This window comes from Rhizobium sp. BK049 (genome assembly GCF_014193135.1).
In the GTDB taxonomy this organism is placed as follows: Bacteria; Pseudomonadota; Alphaproteobacteria; order Rhizobiales; family Rhizobiaceae; genus Rhizobium.
This window is the reverse complement of the sequence record NZ_JACHYV010000025.1, coordinates 1-20,496: the sequence shown is the minus strand read 5'-3', so window position 1 is coordinate 20,496 and position 20,496 is coordinate 1. Positions and strand designations below refer to the sequence as shown.

At 62.2% G+C, this 20,496-nt stretch carries 13 protein-coding genes and 1 pseudogene; 8 read left to right on the top strand and 6 right to left on the bottom strand.

Annotated features, from left to right (window positions below; all coding sequences use genetic code 11):
- The first annotated feature begins 24 nt into the window (after positions 1-24).
- The 6 genes from FHT70_RS23040 to FHT70_RS23015 all read left to right on the top strand — a co-directional run bounded on the left by FHT70_RS23040 (position 25) and on the right by FHT70_RS23015 (position 7,296).
- Complete coding sequence (locus tag FHT70_RS23040) at positions 25-918, top strand: LysR family transcriptional regulator (RefSeq protein WP_085779679.1); 894 nt, start codon at positions 25-27, stop codon at positions 916-918.
- A gap of 134 nt (positions 919-1,052) precedes the next feature.
- Positions 1,053-1,532, top strand: a complete 480-nt coding sequence (locus FHT70_RS23035; protein ID WP_183705099.1) for a formate dehydrogenase subunit gamma — start codon at positions 1,053-1,055, stop codon at positions 1,530-1,532.
- Complete coding sequence (locus FHT70_RS23030) at positions 1,529-3,085, top strand: NADH-quinone oxidoreductase subunit NuoF (protein ID WP_183705098.1); 1,557 nt, start codon at positions 1,529-1,531, stop codon at positions 3,083-3,085. Before FHT70_RS23035 ends, FHT70_RS23030 begins: the two co-directional genes overlap by 4 nt.
- Before the next feature lie 198 nt (positions 3,086-3,283).
- Positions 3,284-6,163: a formate dehydrogenase subunit alpha gene (fdhF, locus tag FHT70_RS23025; protein WP_183705097.1), complete on the top strand. Its 2,880-nt coding sequence runs from the start codon at positions 3,284-3,286 to the stop codon at positions 6,161-6,163.
- Positions 6,164-6,236: 73 nt separating this feature from the next.
- The gene (fdhD, locus tag FHT70_RS23020; protein ID WP_183705096.1) at positions 6,237-7,061 is read left to right on the top strand and encodes a formate dehydrogenase accessory sulfurtransferase FdhD; all 825 of its coding nucleotides are present in this window, start codon (positions 6,237-6,239) and stop codon (positions 7,059-7,061) included.
- Complete coding sequence (locus FHT70_RS23015) at positions 7,051-7,296, top strand: formate dehydrogenase subunit delta (protein WP_085779673.1); 246 nt, start codon at positions 7,051-7,053, stop codon at positions 7,294-7,296. The genes fdhD and FHT70_RS23015 overlap by 11 nt, the downstream gene beginning before the upstream one ends.
- A gap of 228 nt (positions 7,297-7,524) precedes the next feature.
- Here FHT70_RS23015 and FHT70_RS23010 read toward each other — a convergent pair whose 3' ends face one another.
- From FHT70_RS23010 to rocF, 3 genes are all read right to left on the bottom strand, one after another.
- Positions 7,525-8,001, bottom strand: a complete 477-nt coding sequence (locus FHT70_RS23010; RefSeq protein WP_064707940.1) for a chemotaxis protein CheW — start codon at positions 7,999-8,001, stop codon at positions 7,525-7,527.
- A 194-nt stretch (positions 8,002-8,195) separates the two neighbouring features.
- Complete coding sequence (rocD, locus tag FHT70_RS23005; RefSeq protein WP_183705095.1) at positions 8,196-9,395, bottom strand: ornithine--oxo-acid transaminase; 1,200 nt, start codon at positions 9,393-9,395, stop codon at positions 8,196-8,198.
- A 21-nt stretch (positions 9,396-9,416) separates the two neighbouring features.
- Complete coding sequence (rocF, locus tag FHT70_RS23000) at positions 9,417-10,352, bottom strand: arginase (RefSeq protein ID WP_064811477.1); 936 nt, start codon at positions 10,350-10,352, stop codon at positions 9,417-9,419.
- Positions 10,353-10,474: 122 nt separating this feature from the next.
- On the opposite strand from rocF, the gene FHT70_RS22995 reads away from it, so the two are divergent.
- Positions 10,475-10,912, top strand: a complete 438-nt coding sequence (locus FHT70_RS22995; protein WP_176536244.1) for an Lrp/AsnC family transcriptional regulator — start codon at positions 10,475-10,477, stop codon at positions 10,910-10,912.
- A 6-nt stretch (positions 10,913-10,918) separates the two neighbouring features.
- Here the strand turns inward: FHT70_RS22995 and FHT70_RS22990 are convergent, their stop codons facing one another.
- From FHT70_RS22990 to FHT70_RS22980, 3 genes are all read right to left on the bottom strand, one after another.
- Positions 10,919-17,662 (bottom strand): translocation/assembly module TamB domain-containing protein, encoded by a 6,744-nt coding sequence (locus tag FHT70_RS22990; protein WP_183705094.1) that lies wholly within the window; start codon positions 17,660-17,662, stop codon positions 10,919-10,921.
- Between the two features lie 60 nt (positions 17,663-17,722).
- Positions 17,723-19,651, bottom strand: coding sequence for an autotransporter assembly complex family protein (locus FHT70_RS22985; RefSeq protein WP_183705092.1), 1,929 nt, complete (start codon positions 19,649-19,651; stop codon positions 17,723-17,725).
- A gap of 167 nt (positions 19,652-19,818) precedes the next feature.
- Positions 19,819-20,076, bottom strand: coding sequence for a YMGG-like glycine zipper-containing protein (locus FHT70_RS22980; RefSeq protein WP_004679653.1), 258 nt, complete (start codon positions 20,074-20,076; stop codon positions 19,819-19,821).
- 273 nt (positions 20,077-20,349) lie between these two features.
- Between FHT70_RS22980 and FHT70_RS30480 the strand changes: the two are divergent.
- Positions 20,350-20,496: pseudogene (locus tag FHT70_RS30480) on the top strand (5-aminolevulinate synthase); the annotation flags it as partial.

The following is a 20,496-nucleotide window of genomic DNA, read 5'->3' as shown; positions in this document are numbered from 1 at the left end:
TTTCGCGCCGGATCGGGAGACCGGATGATCGACAAGCTGGAATTTTTCATCGCCCTTGCCAACGAAAAGCATTTCGGCCGCGCCGCGGAGGAGTGCGGGGTTTCCCAGCCGACGCTTTCAGCCGCGATCCGGCAGCTCGAGGATCAGCTTGGTGTCATGCTGGTGCAGCGCGGCTCGCGCTTTCAGGGGCTGACGCCGGAGGGCCAGCGCGTCCTGGAATGGGCCCGGCGCATCGTCGGCGATGCCCGCACCATGCGCGAGGAGATGCGCGCGGCCCGCCGCGGACTTTCCGGCCATATCCGCCTTGCCGCCATTCCGACGGCGCTCGCCATGCTATCGCGCATCACCACGCCCTTTCAGGAACGACATCCGGGAGTGACCTTCTCGATCGTCTCGCGGAACTCGCTGCAGGTGCTGAGCATGCTCGAAAATCTCGAAATCGATGCCGGCATCACCTATCTCGAAAACGAGCCGCTCGGCCGGGTCACCAGTGTTCCGCTCTATGCCGAGCGCTATCATCTGATCACTGCTGCAGGCAGCCCGCTGTCCGATCGCGACAATGTGACCTGGAAGGAGGTCGGCGATCTTCGGCTTTGTCTATTGACCGCCGACATGCAGAACCGCCGCATCATCAACCGGCATCTGACAGAAGCCGGCGCCACTGTGCATCCGACGCTCGAATCCAATTCGATGATCGTGCTGTTCTCGCATGTCAGAACCGGACGCTGGGCGAGCATCATGCCGCGCAACGTGGCGAAATCATTTGGTTTTCCGGTGGAGATCCGGATGATTCCGATTGTCGAACCGGAAGCCCACCATCTGGTTGGCCTCGTCGCACCCTATCGGGAGCCCTTCACCCCGCTCGTTTCGGCCCTGCTGCACGAAGCGAGAGTGCTCGTGCGGGACGAGGAGCTCTGATAGAAAAAACCTATCAATCCACGAGATAGCTTTATTGATCGTCGTCGGCTTCCCTGAGATGTTGTCTGCACGATGGCGCTCGGCTGGGGAGGCCTGCCATCCCGAAACGAGCGAGCCGCCGGGAGGGCTGCCTGATGACCATTCATATCGCCGAAGGCGATATCGCAGCGCGTACGCGGACCATCGTCGCCGACCTTCGCTTCCTTGAAGGACCGCTGCTTCCCATTCTGCACGAGGTTCAGCGAGAATTCGGTTATGTGCCGCAGGAAGCCCTGCCTGTGATTGCGGAGGAACTGAACCTCTCGCGCGCCGAGGTGCACGGGGTGATGACATTCTACCACGATTATCGCGACCATCCCGCCGGCCGCCATGTGCTGAAGCTCTGTCGCGCCGAGGCCTGCCAGTCGACGGGCGGCGACGCGTTGGCTGATCGCGTCAAGGCGCTGCTCGGGATCGATTTTCATCAGACGACGCTCGACGGCGCCGTGACGCTGGAGCCGGTCTACTGTCTCGGCCTTTGTGCCTGCGCCCCGTCGGCGATGCTCGACGGCGAGGTTTATGGCCGCGTAGACGATCAGATGGCGGCGGAACTCGTTGCGGAGGCACGTCGATGACAGTCAAGATTTATGTTCCACGCGATGCCGCTGCGCTGGCGCTCGGGGCCGAAAAGGTGGCAAAGGCGATTGCCCAGGAGATCGCCGCCCGCGGCTTCGATGCAGAGATCGTGCGCAACGGCTCGCGCGGAATGTTCTGGCTGGAACCGCTGGTCGAGGTCGAGGCCGCCGGCAAGCGCATCGGCTACGGGCCGGTGAAGGCAAAGGATGTGCCTGCTCTGTTCGACGCGGGAATGATGAACGGCCGCGGCCACCCACTCTGTCTCGGGGAGGTTGAAGACCTCCCATTCCTGAAGGAACAGACCCGCCTGACCTTCGCCCGCTGTGGCATCACCGACCCGCTTTCGCTCGGCGATTATGAGGCGCATGGCGGCCTTGCCGGCCTTCGCCGCGCCGTTTCGATGACGCCTGCCGAAATCGTCAAGGAAGTCACGGATTCCGGCCTGCGCGGACGCGGCGGCGCCGGTTTTCCCACCGGCATCAAGTGGAAGACCGTTCTCGATGCCAGCGGCGAACGCAAATATATCGTCTGCAACGCCGATGAGGGCGATAGCGGCACCTTTGCCGACAGGATGATCATGGAAGGCGATCCCTTCGTCTTGATCGAGGGCATGGCGATTGCGGGGCTCGCGACCGGCGCCACGAAGGGGTTCGTCTACACCCGTTCGGAATATCCGCATGCGATCGCTGTGATGAGCGAGGCCATCGGCATTGCCAGACAGGGCGGCATTCTCGGCCCATCGGTGCTTGGCTCGGGCCGCGCCTTCGATATCGAGGTGCGCACCGGCGCCGGCGCCTATGTCTGCGGTGAAGAAACGGCTCTCTTGAACAGTCTCGAAGGCAAGCGCGGCATCGTGCGCGCCAAGCCGCCGCTGCCGGCGCATAAGGGCCTGTTCGACTGTCCGACCGTCATCAACAATGTGATTTCACTGGCCTCAGTGCCTGTGATCATGGAGAAGGGCGCCGCCTTCTACCGCGATTTCGGCATGGGCCGCTCGCGCGGCACCATTCCGCTGCAGATCGCCGGCAATGTCAGATATGGCGGCCTGTACGAGACCGCCTTCGGTCTTTCGCTCGGCGATATCGTCGACAGGATCGGCGGGGGCACGAGGACCGGCCGGCCGGTCAAGGCGGTTCAGGTCGGCGGGCCGCTCGGCGCCTATTTCCCGCGGGCGCTGTTCGATACGCCTTTCGATTACGAAGCCTTCGCCGCCAAGGACGGGCTGATCGGCCACGCCGGCATCGTCGTCTTCGACGACACGGCCGACATGCTGAAGCAGGCGCGTTTCGCCATGGAATTCTGTGCCGTCGAAAGCTGCGGCAAGTGCACGCCCTGCCGCATCGGTTCGACGCGCGGCGTCGAGACGGTCGACAAGATCGCAGGCGGCATCGAGCCGGAGAAGAACCGGGTACTGCTTGGCGATCTCTGCAATACCATGAAATTCGGGTCGCTCTGTGCGCTTGGCGGTTTCACGCCCTATCCCGTGATGAGCGCCATGACGCATTTCCCGGAAGATTTTTCGCCGGCACCGGTCGTGGAGGCGGCTGAGTGATGGTTTTTTATTCGAAGTTGCCCCTCACCCTAACCCTCTCCCCGCCTGCGGGGAGAGGAGACGTGCCACGAGGTCGCGTATCGAGTGAAGGTGGTGCGGCATACCCGTTCGCCCCGCTTGCGGGGAGAAGGTGCCGGCAGGCGGATGAGCGGCATGCCTCAAGGCGCCCGATACTGAAATCTAGCGGAGGTGCAATCCATGTCTCTCATCCATGAAATCGACTACGGCACTCCCGCTTCGAAATCCGAAACCATGGTGACGCTCACCATCGACGGGCAGCAGATCAGCGTGCCGGAGGGCACCTCCATCATGCGCGCCTCAATGGAAGCCGGCATCGAGGTGCCGAAGCTCTGCGCCACCGACATGGTCGATGCCTTCGGCTCCTGCCGGCTCTGTCTTGTCGAGATCGAGGGCCGCGCCGGCACGCCGGCCTCCTGTACGACGCCGGTGGCGGCAAACATGGTGGTGCACACGCAGACGGGACGATTGAAGGATATCCGCCGCGGTGTGATGGAGCTTTATATTTCCGATCATCCGCTCGACTGTCTCACCTGCGCTGCCAATGGCGATTGCCAATTGCAGGATATGGCCGGTGCTGTCGGCCTCCGTGACGTACGCTACGGCTATGAGGGCGACAATCACGTCAAGGCGCGCAGCAACGGCGACATCAATCTGAAATGGATGCCGAAGGACGAGTCCAATCCATATTTCACCTATGATCCCTCCAAATGCATTGTCTGTTCGCTTTGCGTGCGCGCCTGCGAGGAAGTTCAGGGCACCTTCGCGCTGACGATCGAAGGGCGTGGTTTTGGCTCCCGCGTGTCACCCGGCATGCATGAGAATTTCATGGATTCCGAATGTGTTTCCTGCGGCGCCTGCGTCCAGGCCTGTCCGACGGCGACGCTGACGGAGAAATCGGTGATCGAGATCGGCCAGCCGGAGCATTCGGCCGTCACAACCTGTGCCTATTGCGGCGTCGGTTGCTCCTTCAAGGCGGAGATGCGCGGCGAGGAGCTGGTGCGTATGGTGCCGTGGAAGGACGGACAAGCCAATCGCGGCCATTCCTGCGTCAAAGGCCGCTTCGCCTACGGTTATTCCACACATAAGGACCGCATTCTCAACCCGATGATCCGCGAAAAGGTCAGCGATCCCTGGCGGGAGGTGAGCTGGGACGAGGCCTTCGCGCATGTGGCGTCGGAGTTCCGCCGCATTCAGTATCAATATGGGCGCGACGCGATCGGCGGCATTACCTCCTCGCGCTGCACCAATGAGGAAACCTATCTGGTGCAGAAGCTGGTCCGCGCCGGTTTCGGCAACAACAATGTCGATACCTGCGCCCGCGTCTGCCATTCCCCGACCGGCTACGGTCTCGGCCAGACATTCGGAACCTCGGCCGGCACACAGAATTTCGACAGCATCGAACATTCGGATGTCGTCGTCATCATCGGCGCCAACCCGACGGATGGCCATCCGGTGTTCGGCTCGCGGCTGAAGAAGCGGCTGCGCCAGGGGGCGAAGCTCATCGTCATCGATCCGCGCCGTACCGATATCGTCCGGTCGCCGCATGTCGAGGCTTCCTACCACCTGCCGCTGAAGCCGGGCACCAATGTCGCGGTCATGACGGCGTTGGCGCATGTGATCGTCACCGAAGGGCTCTACGACGAGGCATTCATCCGCGAGCGCTGCGACTGGTCGGAATTCGAGGACTGGGCGGCCTTCGTCGCCGAACCGCAACATAGTCCCGAAGCGACGGAGGTTTTCACCGGGGTGCCGGCGGCGGATCTGCGCGGTGCGGCAAGGCTCTATGCCAAGGGCGGCAATGGTGCGATCTATTACGGCCTCGGTGTCACCGAACACAGCCAGGGTTCGACGACGGTCATTGCGATCGCCAATCTGGCGATGGCGACCGGCAATATCGGCCGTCCCGGTGTCGGCGTGAATCCGCTGCGCGGCCAGAACAATGTGCAGGGCTCCTGCGACATGGGCTCATTCCCGCACGAACTGCCCGGCTACCGGCATATTTCCGACGATGCCACGCGCGATATCTTTGAAAAGCTCTGGGGTGTGAAGCTCAGCGACGAACCGGGCCTGCGCATTCCGAACATGCTCGATGCGGCGGTCGACGGCTCCTTCAAAGGCCTTTACGTCCAGGGCGAGGACATTCTCCAATCCGATCCCGATACGAAACATGTCGCGGCAGGCCTTGCGGCAATGGAATGCGTCGTCGTGCAGGACCTGTTCCTCAACGAAACCGCGAACTACGCCCATGTCTTCCTGCCGGGTTCGACCTTCCTCGAGAAGGACGGCACATTCACCAATGCCGAGCGGCGAATCAACCGCGTGCGCAAGGTGATGACGCCGCGCAACGGTTATGGCGACTGGGAAGTGACCCAGAAGCTTGCCCAGGCGATGGGGCTCGACTGGAACTATGCCCATCCTTCCGAGATCATGGACGAGATCGCCGCGACGACGCCGAGTTTCGCGCTGGTTTCCTACGATTATCTCGACAAGATGGGCTCGGTGCAGTGGCCCTGCAACGAGAAGAACCCGCTCGGCTCGCCGATCATGCATGTCAACGGCTTCGTGCGCGGCAAGGGCAAGTTCATCCGCACCGAATATGTGGCGACCGACGAGCGCACCGGCCCGCGTTTCCCGCTTCTGCTCACCACCGGGCGAATCCTCAGCCAGTATAATGTCGGGGCACAGACGCGACGGACGGAGAATGTCGTCTGGCACGCGGAGGACCGGCTGGAGATCCATCCGCACGATGCCGAACAGCGCGGCGTCCGCGATGGCGACTGGGTGAAGCTCGCCAGCCGCTCCGGCGACACTACGCTCCGGGCGTTGATCACCGATCGTGTCGCGCCCGGTGTCGTCTATACGACCTTCCATCATCCCAATACGCAGGCCAACGTCATCACCACCGACTTTTCCGATTGGGCGACCAACTGCCCGGAATATAAGGTGACGGCGGTGCAGGTCTCGCCGTCGAACGGGCCGAGCGAGTGGCAGCTCGAATATGACGAGCAGGCACGGCAATCGCGCCGCATCGCCGGCAAGCTTGAAGCGGCGGAGTGACGATGCCGGGGCGATTTGGCGTTGTCGGCGAGATCCTCCCATCTTTCCTCGGGGAGAAGAGGAGGCGTCTGTGATGACTTTCGCCACCACCGCCCGTGCTCCCGAAACCGCCCGCCGCAACGGCGTCATGCACAGCGGTTCGCGCATGGTGCCCGAGGAAGTGCCGATCGCCTTTTCCTATGGCGGCAGTTCGCATGCGGTGATGATGGCGACACCGGCGGATCTTGAGGATTTCGCCGTCGGCTTCAGCCTGATGGAAGGGATTATCGCCAAGCCGGCGGAGATATCCGCCGTCGAGATCGTCGAGGGGGGGCAGGGCATCGACGTGCAGGTCAGCCTTACCGACGACGTCGCCGATCGGCTGCGGGCGCGCCGCCGCAGCATGGCCGGACCAGTCGGCTGTGGGCTCTGCGGCATCGAATCGATCGAACAGGCGGTGCGGCCGGTGCCCGATGTCTCGGCATCGCCGTTGACGCTGTCTCATGCGGATATCGTTCAGGCCGTTTCGCTTCTGAACGATGCGCAGCCGCTGCATCGGGAGACGCGGGCCGTCCATGGCGCTGGATTCTACCTTCCCGGCCGCGGGCTGATCGCGGTTCGCGAAGATGTCGGCCGCCATAACGCGCTGGACAAACTCTGCGGCGCCGTCATCCGCGCCGGCGAAAGCGGCGGAAACGGCGCAGTCGTCGTCACCAGCCGACTGTCGGTGGAAATGGTGCAGAAGGCGGCGATCCTCGGCAGCCCAGCGCTCATTGCCATTTCAGCGCCGACGGCCCTTGCCATCCGCACGGCCGAAGCGGCCGGCATGACGCTCGTCGCGCTGGTGCGCGGCGAAGATTTCGAGATTTTCACACACCCGCACCGCATCTCGCCCGGAAGCATCGCCGATGTCGCATGATACCAAAACCAAGCTTGTCTATATGGCAAACCAGATCGCCACCTTTTTCAAAAGCCAGCCGCAAGACGAGGCCGCGCAAGGCGTCGCCACGCACATCAACAAATTCTGGGAGCGGCGCATGCGGCGGCAGTTGTTTGAAATTCTCGAGAAAGAGGAGAATGGCCTGGATGCTCTCGTGCTTCAGGCCGCTCCACTGATCCGCAAGCCGGAGGCGGAGGCAAACCGGGTCCGGTAATTCAAAGTGGCGTCTGCCGGAGGGGAGACAGCAGCAAACTGCCTGCGCACGCGCCACTGCCCTCTATACCGGCGCCATGTATATCCTTGCCGTCGCCAACGCGTTGGTCAGGCCGCTTCCGGACAAGTGGTTCTGAGGGATGGCGAGGTCGCGGCGCTGCAAGAAAGTCGGCGGCAATAAAAAACCGCCGAAAGCGGCGGTTTTCCGATATCCAATTGTTCCGGCAGATCAGGCAGCCAGTTCATCCGTCTCATTTTCCTTGAACATCTTGGCGAGGTTCAGGAAGCAGATCATGCCGTTTTCGGAGGCGATGATGCCTTCACAGAACGCGCGGTCGAAGGAGGCCGTCACTTCTGGCACCGGCTGAACCTGGCTGGATGAGATGGTGAGAATATCCGAGACGCGGTCCACGAGCATGCCGATGACCATGCTATGAACTTCGGCGACCACGATGGCGCTGCGTTCGTTGGCAACCGTACTCTTCATGCCGAGCTTATAGGCGAGATCGATGATCGGGATGACCGAACCGCGCAGGTTCATGACGCCGATAACATCGGCCGGCGAATGCGGGATCGGGGTCGAGGGCGCCCAACCGCGGATTTCGCGGATGGTCGTGGTCTTGACGCAAAACTCCTGATCATGGAGGCGGAAGGCAATGATCTCGAGCGTATCGCCGCTGAAGCTAGTGGAATTGATCGTGGCCATTAGAATTCTTCCCAACTGTCGTAAGCCAAAGCAGAAGCGGGTGCGCCACCATTGGCGCGGACGAGCTTTGCCTTCACACCACGCGATGACTCTGCACTCAAAGCATCGTTACGGTTAGCGACGACATTAACAGAAGAGTGTTGCCCAAATCTAAATCGGGAACGGGAGCATAAAGCTTTTCGCCTCGCTCTACTTCAGCCGATCGTCATTTCGATCTGCGAGACGGCCCAATCGACCTGCTCCCTCGTTATAACAAGTGGCGGAGCGAGGCGAATCGTGTGGTCATGGGTGTCCTTGGCGAGAAGGCCGCGCTCCTTCAGCGCATGGCAATATTGCCGCGCGCCGCCGGCTTCGGGCTCCAGTTCGATCGCCATCATCAGGCCACGGCCACGTACATCTCTGACAATGTTGGAGCGGATCGACCTCAAGCCTTCGAGGAAATAATCGCCCATCGCGGCGGCGTTCTCGATCATGCCTTCCTCCACGAGCACCTTGAGGGCCGTGCGCGCCACCGCGCAGGCGAGCGGATTGCCGCCGAAGGTCGAGCCGTGCTGGCCAGGCTTCAGCACGCCCAGCACCTCGGAATTGGAAAGGACGGCGGATACGGGATAGAAGCCGCCGGAAAGCGCCTTGCCGATCAGCGTCACATCGGCCTCTATGCCTTCGTGCTCCTCCGCCAGCAGCTTGCCGGTACGGCCGAGGCCGGTCTGGATCTCATCGAGGATCAGAGTGACGTTGTTATCAGTGCAGAGCTCGCGGATGCGGGTGAAATAACCGGCCGGCGGGATGATGACGCCGGCTTCGCCCTGGATCGGCTCGATCAGGGCTGCCACGGTATTGCCGTTGATCGCGGCTTCGAATGCCTCGGCGTCGCCGAAGGGAATGATGCGGAAGCCCGGCGTATAGGGGCCGAAGCTGGTGCGGGCGTCGGGATCTGTGGAGAAACTGATGATGCTCAGTGTGCGGCCATGGAAATTGTCGGCGCAGACAATGATTTCCGCCTTGCCTTCAGGAACACCCTTGACCTCGTAACCCCATTTGCGCACCGCCTTGATGGCGGTCTCCACCGCTTCAGCGCCGGAATTCATCGGCAGGATCTTGTGCGAGCCCGTCAGCGTCGCAAGCTCCTCGTAGAGATGGGCGAGCTGATCGTTGCGGAAGGCGCGGGATGTGAGCGTCAGCCTCCCCGCCTGTTCGACCATGGCGGCGAGGATCTTCGGGTGGCAATGGCCCTGATTGACGGCAGAATAGGCCGAGAGGCAATCGAGATAACGATTGCCGTCGGTATCCCAGACATACACGCCTTCGCCACGCGTCAGCACCACGTCGAGCGGCTTATAGTTGTGGGCGCCGAGCCGCTGTTCCGTTGCGATCAGTTTTTCCGAAGTGTTCATGGCGCTTCTCCCTCAGCTTGTCTATGCGGCGCGTGTCGGACGATCGAAGATGCGGCGGCCGAAGAGGCTTGCCGTCAGTTCCACCAGTATACGGGCGCTCTTGCCGCGATCATCGAGGAACGGATTGAGCTCGACGAGATCGAGCGACGAGACGAGGCCGCTGTCGGAAAGCATTTCCATGACAAGATGCGCTTCGCGGAAGGTCGCACCGCCAGGCACCGTCGTGCCGACTCCGGGCGCGATGTCGGGATCGAGGAAGTCGAGATCAAGGCTGACATGCAGCAGGCCGTTGGCCTTTGCGACAACAGCGAGAATCTCGCGCATGATGGCGCCGATGCCCTGCTCGTCGATCGCCCGCATGTCGAAGACGTTGACGCCGTGTTCATGGATTTCCTCGCGCTCGCGCGCATCGACCGAACGGATACCGACCTGGAAGACATTCTTCGGGTCGACGAAGGGCCGGTCCTTCGGGAGGATTTCGGCGAACTCCGCCTCGCCGCAGAAGAAGGCGACGGGCATGCCGTGAATATTGCCGGAGGGTGACGTTGCCGGAGAGTTGAAATCGGCATGGGCATCGAGCCAGAGCACGAAGAGCGGGCGCTCCTTGCTGGCGGCATAACGCGCCATGCCGGAGACGCTGCCCATCGACAGACTATGATCGCCGCCGAGAATCAGCGGAAAGCGGCCGGCGGCGGCGACGTCATAGACGCTGCTTTCCAATGCGCGGGTGAAGGCACCGACGATCCTCAGATTATGGGCTTTCGGATGATTCGGCAGATCCATCGCCGGCACGATAGAGAGATCGCCGATATCGGCGACGTCGTGGCCGAGATCAATCAGGGTCTGGTCGACGCCGGCGATCCGCAGCGCCGCGGGGCCCATGGCGGCGCCTCTGCGACCCGAACCTTCTTCCAAGGGTGCGCCGATGAGGGTGACTGATCGCGATTGCGCATTCATTCGAGGGCTCCGTTTGAGGCCTGTTTTCGGCCGATAGTGGGATAAAGGGCTGGCGGCAAAAAGATGGAAAAGTGCCGGAAATGGATTATGATTGCGCAGATTGATAAAGCTATTTTGACAAAGTGTTCGACGTGGACGATCTCGATACCGAACTTCTGAGTGCGCTTCGCCATAATGCTCGCATGTCCGTCTCCTCGCTCGCGGCAATGACCGGTGCATCGCGGGCAACGGTCGCCGCCCGTATCGACCGGCTGGTCGCCAGCGGCACCATCGTCGGCTTCACAATCCGCACCAGTCACGAGACGCGATCCGCCGGCGTGCGCGCGATCGTCATGATCGAGGTGCTCGGCAAGCTCGCCGACAGGGTGGCCGATCAGCTCAGGGGCTTGCCGCAGGTGCGGGCGCTTCACAGCACCAATGGCAAATGGGATTTCGTCGCCGAGCTGGAGGACCGCGATCTTGCCGCCTTTGACGAGACGCTGCGCCGAATCAGACTGATCAACGGCATCAATTCGACCGAGACCAACATTCTTCTTAAAACGAGCAAGACGGGTTTCTAAGCTGCTTTAATATTCCCGTTCATAGACGATGCCCGCTTCGCCGGCGCCATTGCCGCCGGCGGCTCCCCGCAATTTGACGCCACGGCCGACATCGAGATTGATGATTGCCTTGGCGCCGGCCGAGCCGCCCTGCTGCAATTCGAAATAGGTACGGTCGTTGAGATAGCGGCCGACGCTGACGCTCGTCTGGCCCTTCGCGTCGGTGCTGATGTCGAAATCGTCGACGCCGAGCTGGTTGCGCAGACCCTCGAAAAGCGAGGTGGAGCGGTTGCCGGCCAGCTGGCTGACGGCGTCGGCGAGCTGGGCGATCTGCACCGGCGAGAGCTTCGACATCGACTGGCCGAAGATCAGCTGCGCCAACACCTCGTCCTGCGGCAGCTGGGGCGAGGAGGAGAAGGTGATTGACGGATCGGTGGCAAGGCCTGAGACATCCACCGTCAGGGTCGTCGTGCCGGAGGTGGAGGTCGCTTCCATGTCAAGCGCCGGCGTCAGGTCGCCGGCAAAGGTGATTTTGCTCTTGTCGGAGAAATTGAGGCGACGATTGAGAATGGTGAGCCGGCCGCGGCGCATTGTAAAGCCACCGGTGACGATCGGTGCTGCCGCCGTTCCGCGGATCGTCACGAGACCTCCAAGCTCGGCATCGATGCCGCGGCCGCGCACGAAGATCTGCGAGGGCGCATCGATTTCGAGGTCGAGTGTGATAGTCGAGGACTTCTCGCCCGGCTTCCGTTCACCGTCATCGCGCAGCTGCGCCAGCACCGCTCGCGGTGCGTTTTTATGCCGGATGTCGATTTCACGGAGTGAGGTCGGCAATCTTTCCGGGACGGTGATCGAGGTCTTGTCCAGCCGAAGCTTGCCGCTCAGCGTCGCACTCAGGATCGGCCCGCGCAGGCCGACCGTTCCGTTGACGGTCGAGACGACAAGCGTTCCGTCGACATAGACGGCCTTGTCGAGCTTGATCGAAATGTCGGCGGGAAATCCGCCGGCGGGCTGGATGCCGATGGTACCGCTTGCCGAAATCGTGCCGCCGCCGCCCAGATTGCCGCTGAGGCGCGAGATGACGGCCTGGTTGCCATTGAAGGTGACGGTGGCTGCGAGATTGTTGACGGCAAGATTGCGCCTGACGTCGACAAGCTTGGCGCCTGATGTCGAGACCGTGCCGTTGATGACGGGGGCTGCGGCCGTTCCGCCAATCTTAAGATCGACCTTGGCGACGCCGTCGGCGACAAAGCCCTGCTGTGCGAGCGGGGCGCCAAGCACGGCGAAGGGAACATTGCCGTTGAAGCGCATGTCGAGGGCGCGGTTGCCCGATATCACGACGCTGCCGCCGCCTTTCAGCGACATGCCGGCGTCGCCGGCAAGGTTGGTGTCGACCGTCAGCCTGTTATCGGCAAGCTTGCCGGATGCGCCGATGGTGAATGGCGAAAGACCGGCGCCCTTCGTCTGGCTCGTTGCCGCATTCTTCCAGTCGACCTTGAAGTCCACGACGGGCGAGCTCAGCGTGCCAGTCACTTTGGCCGTCGCCGAGATCGTGCCTTCGGCTCCTATGCCAGGAACAAAACCGTTGGCGATGGCGGCCGGAACATTGGCGGCGTTTGCGGTGACGTCGATCGATCGGATCGTTGTGCCTGCAATGGAAAGATTACCAGCGGCTTTCAGCGAAATACCGCCACCGCCGCTGAGGTCGGCATCAAAATCCAGCCGGTCGCCGGCATATTTTCCCGTCGCCGCCAAGGCAAGGCGGGAGAGGCCGGCGGCCTTGGTGTGGCTGGTCGCGGCATCTTTCCAATTCAGCTTGAAATCGACGATCGGGTCTGCCGGCGTTCCCGATGTCTGGGCGCTCGCCGACAGCGTGCCTTCGGCTCCGAGGCCGGGAACAAAGGCATTGGCGATATTTGCGGGCAGCGCCGGAATATCGGCATTGATCGAAAGGTCGCGTATCGCGGTTCCCGCGATCGTCGCGCCACCCGCCGCCTTGGCCAACATGCCGTCCTTGCCGGCAAGGCTAGCATCGAAATCGACCCTGTCATTGGCGAACTTGCCGGTGACCGCGGCACTCAGGCCCGACAAGCCGCTGCTCCTGGTCTGGGCGGTGGCGGCGTTCTTCCAATCGAGCTTGAAATCGACGGCGGGTTTCGGCAGCGCTCCTGAGGCGGATGCCGTTCCCGACACGGTGCCCTCGGCGGCAAGACCGGGAACGAAGCCGTTGGCAAGGCCCGCGGGCAGATTGGCAAGATCGGCTTTGACGTCGATGTTGCGGATCGAAGTGCCCGATATCGCCACATTGCCAGCGGCATTCAGCGACAGGCCGTCCTGGCCGCCAAGATTGGTGTTGAAGTCGAGCTTGTTGTCGGCGAGGTGTCCCGATGCGGCAAGCGCGAGGCCGGAAAGATGCGCGCTTCTGGTGTGGCTGGTCGCGGCGTCCGTCCAGTCGAGCTTGAAATCGGCCTTGGGTGCAGCGGGTGTTCCGGCTGCCGAGAGCGTGCCTGATATTGTGCCGCCGGCCGCCAAATCGGGGACGAAGGCATTGGCGAGAGCAGCCGGGAGTTTGGCGATTTCGGCATCGACCTTCACGCTGTCGATCGCCGTACCAGCGAGAGCGACATTGCCCATGGCCTTCAATGAGAGACCTTGATCGCCACCGGCGGCCGCGTTGAAATCCAGCTTGTTATCGGCGAATTTCCCCGATGCGGTCATGTCGAGAGCGGCAAGGCCGGCACGCTTCGTGTGGCTCGTCGCAGCGTCTTTCCAATTGAGGTCGAAATTGGCGGTGGGGGCGGAAAGCGAGCCCGCAGCCGAGATCCTCCCCGAGACTGTGCCTTCGGCGGCGAGATCGGCGACGAAGCTGTTTGCCAGGCTTGCCGGGATATTTGACAGCGTCGCATCGGCCGCGACGGTGCCGATCGTCGTGCCGGTCACGGCGACATTGCCGTTCGCCTTGAGCGAGAGGCTGTCTGCGCCGGCGACCACGGCGTCGAAATCAAGCTTGTTGTCGGCAAATTTGCCGGACGCCGTGGCATCAAGACCGGTTAGGCCGGCTCGTTTCGTGTGGCTCGTCGCGGCGTTTTGCCAATGGAGATCAAAATCGGCGATCGGAGCCGCAAGCGACCCGCTGGCCGCGACCGTTCCGGAGAGAGCACCTTCCGCTGCGAGATCGGGAACGAAGCCGTTGGCAATAGCCACCGGGATATTGTCCAGTGTTGCGTTGACCTTGACGCTGCCGACCGTCGTTCCGGTGATGTCCACGTTGCCGTTTGCCTTGAGCGAGAGGTTGTTGGCGCCGCTGGCCGCAGCGTCGAAATCGAGCTTGTTGTCAGCGAACTTTCCGGACGCCCTAGCGTCAAGACCGGTAAGGCCGGCTCGTTTCGTGTGACTCGTCGCGGCGTTTTGCCAATGGAGATCAAAATCGGCGTTCGGAGCCGCAAGCGACCCGCTGGCCGCGACCATTCCCGAGACAGTGCCTTCCGCTGCGAGATCGGGAACAAAGCCGTTGGCAATAGTTGCGGGGATATTGGTCAGCGTTGCGTCCGCCCTGACGCTGCCGACCGTCGTCCCGGTGATATCAACGTTGCCGTTTGCCTTGAGCGAGCCCCCGCCGGCGCCTCTGGCCGCAGCGTCGAAATCGAGCTTGTCGCCCGCGAATTTGCCGGACGCGGTCACATCAAGAGCCGCGAGGCCGGCCCGCTTTGTGTGGCTCGTGGCAGCGTTTTTCCAGGCGAGATCGAAATTGGCGGTCGGAGCCTTAAGCGAACCGGAGGCAGTCACCTTTCCGGTGATCGCGCCCTCGGCGGCGAGATCGGAAACGAAACCATTGGCGACCTGCGCAGGCAGGTTCAGGATATCGGCGTCGATATCGAACACCGGCGCCGTCGGATCGGCGAGCCCGACGTCACCGCGGGCCTTGAGCAACAGGCTGTCGGCACCGGCGATTGTCGTGTCGAAATCGAGCTTCTTGTCGACGAATTTACCGCTGGCGATGATGCCGAGCGGTGCCAGGCCCGCGCCCTTAAGCTGTCCTGTGGTCGCATCCTTCCAGTCGAGTTTGAAATCGGCGATGGGTGCTGCCGGCGTTCCCGTCACGGCAATCGTTCCCGAGATCGTGCCGCCAGCCGAAAGATTCGGCACGAAACCGTCGACGAGTGATGCTGGCAGCTCTTTGATGATGGCATCGAGCTTCAGCGTCTCGCCGGCCGAACCGGTAACCGATACCGAGCCGGCGCCGGTCTTCAACGTCAGTCCGTCCAGATTGGCGACGCCGCCGGTGACCGTGACCCGCGTCGGCGCAGCGAGTTCGATCAGAATGTTGCGGGGGCTTGCCGAGAGCCGATCGAGGTTGAGGCCGATATTGCCGGCGGCCATCTCGATGGTGCCGTCCGCCATCACGGGATTTCCGTCATAGGCAGCATCGAGGTCGAAGTTGGTGCGGTCTTGCTGCTTGGTAAAACTGAGAGAAAGTCCGCCAAGTTTGTTCGCTCCGGCAGCTACCTCCTCGGCCCTGAGCGTGCCGTTTGCCGCAAGGGTGCTGAGATCGCTGACCGTGAGGTCGATATCCGGCTTAGCGATCGCGAGCGTATCGCGGCGGATCGAGGCGCCTGACGCAACGAGCTTGAGCGCGATCTTGCCGTCGTGGCTATCGATGCCGAGCGAACCCTTGAGGTCTCCTTCGGCTTTCTGTCCGCCGAGCGCGGCCAGCAAGCCCAGCTTGGGAAAATCGAAGGTCAACGCGCCCGAGGGTGTAAAGGAGGGCGAGAGTTCCAGATTGCCGGTCAGCCGGTTGCCGCCGACATCGGCGGTCAGTGCGGGAATGTTCGTCTCGCCGTTTTCAGAGCGGATGTCGCCGTTGATGCCGAGCGGCTGTCCGTCGATCGTGCCGGTGGCCGCAAACTTCCCCTGCGGCGCCTTGGGATCGGCGACACCCGACAGATCGATATTGAGGTCGGCGAGCGCGCGATCAGCTATCTCAAGGCTGGGAGCCTTGATATTGGCTGTCACGGAGATCGCCGGCAGTTCGCCTCCGATCCTCAGCGCGTAACCTGCTCCGCCGCTGGCGCCTGTCATCAGCTTTCCGATATCGGGCAGCCGGCCTGAAAGATCGGCGTTCAACATCGAGCCGTCGAGCGCGACGTTGCCGGCAGCTTCAAGCGTGCCGGATTTCAGGACGAGGTTGGACAGCGCGAATTTCGACGGGATCGTGCCAGTCACTTGGCCTTCGACCAAGATCGGCTGATCGAACCTGCTCGTCGCCGCAGCCGGCAGGGCCGCCGGTTCGACGCTCAGCTTGACATTGCCGGTCAGCGCGCGGTCCGCCAGCCGATAGGAGCCGTTGAGGCTGCCGTTGATATTGGCGCTTTCGACGGTGGTGCCGTTGAAGCCGATGTCGCCCAGCGAAATCTGGAGCGGCGCGGCGATCGTGATAGGGCCTTGAACTGCGCGGTTGAGGTTCGGCTCGGCAAAGGTTGCGTCGCCGGCCACGAGGCGTAGCTGAACGCTGCCGGAACGGGCGGCAAGATTGAAGGCGTCGCTCTTTGCCGTCAGCTTGACATTGCCGATATCGGCCTGCGGCAAGGTTGCGCTGTCGAGCGAGCCGCTGAGGCTCAGTCGGGCGGTCTGCGCGTCGCCTGTTAGAGCAAGGTTGAGGCCTGATATCAGAAAGCGCGCTTCGCCTTCGGCGAGCGGCCAGCGGAAATCGACGGGGCCGGATGTGCCGAGCAGATTGGCGTTCAGGCTGTTGTTGCCGGCCGGATCAAGCGCGCCCGATGCGGCGATGACGACGCTGCCGGTGGCGATGTTGCCGGTCTGGATATCGAGCTTGCCATGATCGTCGAAGGTGGCGGCAAGGTCGATATTGGTCTGGCCGGCGAAAAGCGGCCGGAATGCCGCGGGAAGAAGCGAACTCAGGTCACCGCCACCCTTGAGATCGAGATGGTGCAGTCCGTCTGTGCCAATCGCATGCCGGCCCTCGATTGCAGCGCGCTGCTGTCCGTCGAGCGCAGCCTGCACTTTGCCCGTCCAGTCGGATATCGGTCCCTGACCGTCGATGTCGATGTTGACGGCAGGATTGTCAGGCAGGCCGAGGAAGCCTGCCAAAAGCCCACCCTTCGGCTCGGCAAGCTGCGCCCTCAGCCGCAGCCGGTTTTCGGCCGGCGCATAGGCGATATCGGCAGTAAGGCGCGCATCCGGAACCGCGTGGCGGCTGACATTGACCATCGCTTCGCCGCCGTCGCCATCGGCCGAAAGGCTGCCGTTGGCGGCGAGCGCGAAGGCGCGCCCGGCAAAAGCTTCGGCCAGTTTGATATCGGGCAGGGCCACATGGTCGACATCGATCTTGACCGGAAGTGCGAAGCCGCCGGAATTTTCGGCGCCGGGCCGCGAGGGCAGGGTGCGCACCGGCTTGCGCAGCACGTTGATCGTGTCGATCTGGAAACGCTTGGCGTGGAATGTTCCCGTCAGCAGCGCTAGCGGGTTCCAATCGATTGCCACGCCGTGAATTTCCGCAAAAACGCCCCTGGTGTCGGATAGGGAGATTTCGGCGGCGCGAAGCCCGCCGGTCAAAAGCCCTTCCGGTTCGCGCACCTCGATCGTCATGTCGCGGTTGGAAAGGGTGGAGGCGATCCTTTCGGTGACGATGCGGGCGCCAAAGGAGGTGAAGCCGAAGATCGCAAGTGCCGCGACAGCGAGAATCAAAATGGCGCCTACGGCATAGCCGGTGACCCGCACGATCCAGTTGACGATTTTTGCCAGCGTTTGCATCGGCGCGGACTACCCCGTTTTCATGCGGCCCATCGATCGGAAGAAGCCGGAATCGCAACCCTAGAAGGATTGGCCGATGCCGGCATAAATTCCATAATCTGTGCCATCTTCGTACTTGTTCAGCGGCACGGCAAAATCAAGCCGCAACGGCCCGAAAGGTGTGGCATATCGTATTCCCGCGCCGGCGCCGGCGCGGATATCGGAAAAACCCGGGAAGGTGCTATCCGATACGGTGCCGACATCGATGAAGGGCACGAGGCCGATTGTATCGGTGATCTTGAAGCGGGCCTCCAACGATCCGGTCACATAGGAGCGGCCGCCGGTGGCATCGCCATTGTCATTGTAAGGCGAAATCTCCTGATAGCTATATCCGCGCACTGAACCGCCGCCGCCGGCGAAAAAACGCTGCGTAGCAGGAATGTCCTCGATCCCGCCGCCGCCGATCAGCACGCCGGCGGCGATCTTGCCGGCAAGCACGAGGCGGTCCTCGGCGCCGAATGGCAGATAGCCGGAGATCGAGCCCTCGAATGCCGCGTAGGGTGTGGCGTTGAAGATCTCGTAGCCGGGCTTTGCCGATGCTGTCGCCCGATAGCCTTCGGTCGGATTGAACTTGTCGTCGCGTGCGTCACGATCATATTGAAGCGGCAGGGCGATGGTCAGATAGTCATTGGTGCCGAAGGCGTCGTCATCACGCTCCCAGCTGACTTCGCCGCTCGCCGACACCGTGTCCTTGTCGGTCAGTTCATAGGAAAGGCCAAGCGAGGCGGTGACGAGCGTCGCATTATAAGCGTCCGGGTTCTGGGTCTTGGCGACGATGCCGGCCTTCAGCGTGGCGGCCGGGAAGAAGGCGCCGGGCTTGGTGAAGAGGATGCCGGCGGAGTAGTCGAGGCTGCCGACATCGGTTGTTTCGCCGAGCCGCGAGACCGAGCCTTCGATCCTCAGCGTCTCGGCCTCGCCGAACAGGTTGCGGTGGCCCCAGTAACCCTGGATGCCGAGGCCGTCGGTGGTGGAATATTGCGCGCCGACGCCGAAATAACGCCTCTTGCCTTCGGAAACCTCGATCGTCATCGGCAGCGTACCATCAGGCGCCAGCACATCGCCCTGATGAATAGTGACGCTCGAAAAGACGCCGAGGGCGCGAAGCCGCTCGCCGGCCTTCTTCAGCCTTTCCGGCGAATAGGCGTCCCCTTTGTTCAGCCGGGAATAACGCTGGATGAAACCGGGCCGCACGGTTTTTTCGCCGGTGACCCCGACATCGCCGATCGGGGCGACAGGCCCACCTTCGGCAGCAAGCACGATGTCGACCGTATCGCTCCTGTGATCGGCGACGACCTTGCGTTCGGTCAATTTGGCGAAGGGCCGGCCTTCACTTTTCAACTGTTCGACAATCTTGTCGCCGGCCTTGATGATGGCGAGCGAGCCGGCCTCGGCGCCGGGGGCAAGGTCGTAATCGGCGGGATTGCGATCTGCGGCGTCGCCGCCGAACTGCACCTCTCTGACCCTGAACACGGGACCGGGTGTTATATTGACGGTGACGGGGATCGGCCCGGAGCGGTCGAAGGTCGGATTGGGCGGCAGGTCGTCGATGTTTCTGCCATCGATGGTGATCGTCACCACGCCGCCATAGCGCGCCTTTTCGTACAAGGCGGCGATCAGCCGCTCGCGGTCGTCACGCGCCTTGACGACGATGCCGAGATCGCCGGAGACTGGCTGTTTCTGGTCGCTGACGAGGCGGGAGCTGTTTTCGAGCGCTTCCTTAAGATCGGGATCGGCGGTGTCGGCCTTCAGGTCGACTTGATAGCGCACCGGATCGGGCACCTGTTCGCTCTCGTCCTCCTCCTTGCCGAAGATGGTGATGCCGAAAAGCTTGAAGGCGTAAGCATCGCCGATCAGGACCGGTGAGAAAGCAGCTGCCGCTGCGACCACCATCATGGTGCCTGTTCGCCGATACGCAAAACCTATTTTCGGACTTGTCCCTCTAATCCGCATCCGCTGCTTTTGGTTACGCCTACATGAAGCTTCGTTGCCCAGCCGTGAACAGCTTAGCGGCAAAATCGCGCAGGGTGTACCATTTTAAATTGCCCACGCACTAATTCAGCACAAAAAATCCCGGATGTGTGTCCGGGATTTCCTGTTTTGCCGCTTTGTCAGCGCTCTCAGCGCGGGCAAGCGTCAATGTAACGGCGACCATAGCGGTCGCGATAGTAGCACTGGCCGGGCTGTTCCGCGACGCTGCCGATAAGAGCGCCTGACACGCCGCCGATGGCGGCCCCGACGGCCGCGCCGCGGACATTGCCGGTGACCGCGCCACCGATGACGGCGCCCGATGCAGCGCCGATACCGGCGCCCTGCTGGGTCGGCGTGCAGCTTGCGATCGACAGGCCGATCAATGCGAGTATGACAGCTTTTTTCATCTCTTCTCTCCGAGGTTGTTGTCCAGTGGGCAAAGGCCGTCCCTTTTGTTTTTTTGGCAGGCTAGCTGGAAAACTATGTCGGAAGAAAGGGTTGTCCACTCTTGGCCTGATTTTTTTCGCGGAGAGTGTTGTTGCGGCCGTGCGGATTTTGCGCCTATGTCAGGCGCTTTTGCGCACCGATCCCACTGATTGTGGCGCACGCATTTTTTTGTCTGGAATCATTCAAAAATCTGGGCCTTTTGCCGCAGTTGATGTTAAAGCAAAGGGTAAGCATTGACGCGCGGACGTCCGGTCGGCAAGAACGGCCGCGCGATACTGGAGCATATGATGGATTTCGAAGCATTTTTCAAAAACGAGCTGGACGGGCTTCATGCCGAGGGCCGCTACCGCGTTTTTGCCGATCTCGAACGTCAACGCGGC